Origin of the sequence: Bradyrhizobium sp. (assembly GCF_035273305.1) — a bacterium.
In the GTDB taxonomy this organism is placed as follows: domain Bacteria; phylum Pseudomonadota; class Alphaproteobacteria; order Rhizobiales; family Xanthobacteraceae; genus Bradyrhizobium.
This window is the reverse complement of record NZ_DATEPI010000108.1, coordinates 1-2,186: the sequence shown is the minus strand read 5'-3', so window position 1 is coordinate 2,186 and position 2,186 is coordinate 1. Positions and strand designations below refer to the sequence as shown.

3 protein-coding genes are annotated in these 2,186 nt (G+C 58.1%); 2 read left to right on the top strand and 1 reads right to left on the bottom strand.

Annotation, left to right across the window (positions count from 1 at the left end):
- A partial coding sequence (locus VJV58_RS07185) for a hypothetical protein (RefSeq protein ID WP_324136647.1) occupies positions 1-413 on the top strand: 413 nt, incomplete at its 5' end.
- A 27-nt stretch (positions 414-440) separates the two neighbouring features.
- Here the strand turns inward: VJV58_RS07185 and purU are convergent.
- Positions 441-1,304: a formyltetrahydrofolate deformylase gene (gene purU, locus VJV58_RS07180; RefSeq protein WP_324136646.1), complete on the bottom strand. Its 864-nt coding sequence runs from the start codon at positions 1,302-1,304 to the stop codon at positions 441-443.
- Between the two features lie 128 nt (positions 1,305-1,432).
- Between purU and VJV58_RS07175 the strand changes: the two genes are divergently transcribed.
- A partial coding sequence (locus VJV58_RS07175) for a uroporphyrinogen-III synthase (protein WP_324136645.1) occupies positions 1,433-2,186 on the top strand: 754 nt, incomplete at its 3' end.

Genomic DNA, 2,186 nt, shown 5'->3' with positions numbered 1-2,186 from the left:
CCTGGCTGGACTCGACAAAACCACCGAGGAAGAAAACCGAGGCGATTGAAGCTGAAATCGCGCGCAGAGATTTACAGGCGAAGTCAATTTCGCAATTGCTTGATCGGCTGCAAAAGGATGCGACATCTCTGGTGACGCAGAGCCAACAGGGCGAGCTCGCGACGCCGATGATGAACCTGATCGAAAAACGCGACAATAATCTAAAGGCTCTTGTCGAACTAAGAGAGTCATTGAATGGCATCTCGTCTGATGTCGTCTTTGGCCCTCCCGATCTGCCTGCCGAGCCGAGTTGGCCGAAAAAGGCAATCATCACGATCCTGGCAGTGGTCGTTAGCACCCTGCTGTTACTGGTCTTCGTCATTCTGCGGCGTTTTTGGTCAGCCCGGAGCAGCGCGTTGACCCGTGGTGGCTGAACGCAGCGGCGATTGCATCGCTTTGCACTAGTCCATGAACACCACCGTTTTGCGGCCGTTGAGGATCACCCGATCCTCCAGGTGATAACGGATGGCGCGTGCCAGCACCCGCCGTTCAATGTCGCGACCCTTGCGAATGAGATCGTCGGGCCTGTCGCGATGGCTGATCCGCTCGACATCCTGATCGATGATCGGACCTTCGTCGAGCGTGCTGGTCACATAATGCGCGGTGGCGCCAATCAGTTTGACACCGCGCTCATGCGCCTGATGGTAGGGCCGTGCTCCCTTGAAACCAGGCAGAAACGAGTGATGAATGTTGATGCAGCGGCCGGATAGCTTTTCCGACATCTCATTGGAAAGTATCTGCATGTAGCGGGCGAGCACCACGAGATCGGTTTTGGTTTGGCCGACCAATTGCCAGATCGCGGCTTCCTGCTCACCCCGGGTCTCTTTATTTAGCGGCAAAAAGTGAAAGGGCACTTCTCGAAAATCGACATTGCTGTAGGTCTCCCGTGGATGATTCGAGACGATGGCCGTCGGGATCATCTCGAGTTCGCCGGTGCGCCAGCGATACAGAATATCGGCGAGGCAGTGATCGGATTTTGACACCAGCAGCATGACCCGTCTTCGGCTGGCGCGGTCGCGCATCTGCCAGTCCATGCCGAAGCGTTCCGCGATCGCCGTGAACCCGGTTTGAAGGGCCGCCAGATTGACGGCGAGATCGGCGGCGGCGAATACGACCCGCATGAAAAATTGACCGGTTTCCATGTCATCGAACTGCTGGGCATCCAGAATGTTTTGCCCGTTGTGGGCGAGAAACGTGGAAACCGCCGAGACAATGCCCGGACGATCCGGGCAGGACAAAGTCAATACGTATTGGTGATCGGGCATGAAGAAGTTGATGTACAATCGGGGTGAAGGTTGAAGGCTAACGCGGCCCTGCTCTATCATCGGCCGTGCGCTTGCGCCAACCCCGGACGCGAGCACGGCGATGAGCAAACCGGCATCCAAATGATCTCATGACTGACAGACTGAACGGCTACCGTATTCTCATCCTCGAGACACGCGAGGAAGCGCAATTTTCGCGTTTGCTCCAAGAACGGGGCGCGGATGTGCTGCAATGCCCGATGCTCATGATCAGCGACGCACCGGATGCCGCGCCGATCGAAGCCTGGATCCGGCGCTTCATCGAAAGGCCTTGCGACGATCTTGTGCTGACCACCGGCGAAGGGCTGCGGCGCCTGCTCAAAGCCGCTCGACGCATGAATGTCGAACCAGCCTTTATCGACGCACTTGGCAAGGCGCGGACCTATGCCCGTGGTCCCAAGCCCGGCCGGGCACTGCGCGAGATCGGGCTTGAGCCGCACGCCACCACGCAAAAGCCAACCTCCGAGGGGATTGCGGAGATGCTGTCGCTGATCGACCTCAGGGGGCACCGCGTCGGCTTGCAGCTTTATCCCGATAAGGACCACAGCGCTCTGATTGAAGCGATCACCGCCCAAGGCGCAGAACTCGATAGTGTCGCGCCCTACGTTTATGACGCGCAGTCAGCAGACGCCAATATCCTCATCGCGGTGAACGAAATGGCGGAGGGCCGAATAGACGCGATTGCGTTGACGAGTTCAGGCCAAGTGCGCCGTTTGATCGAGGTCGCGCAAGCCCATGGTTGCGAAGGTCGCCTGCGCGATGGCCTGGAACGGACGCGTATCGCTTCGGTCGGTCCCGTCGTTTCCAGCGAACTTCAATCGCACGGATTGCGAGCCGATATTTTTC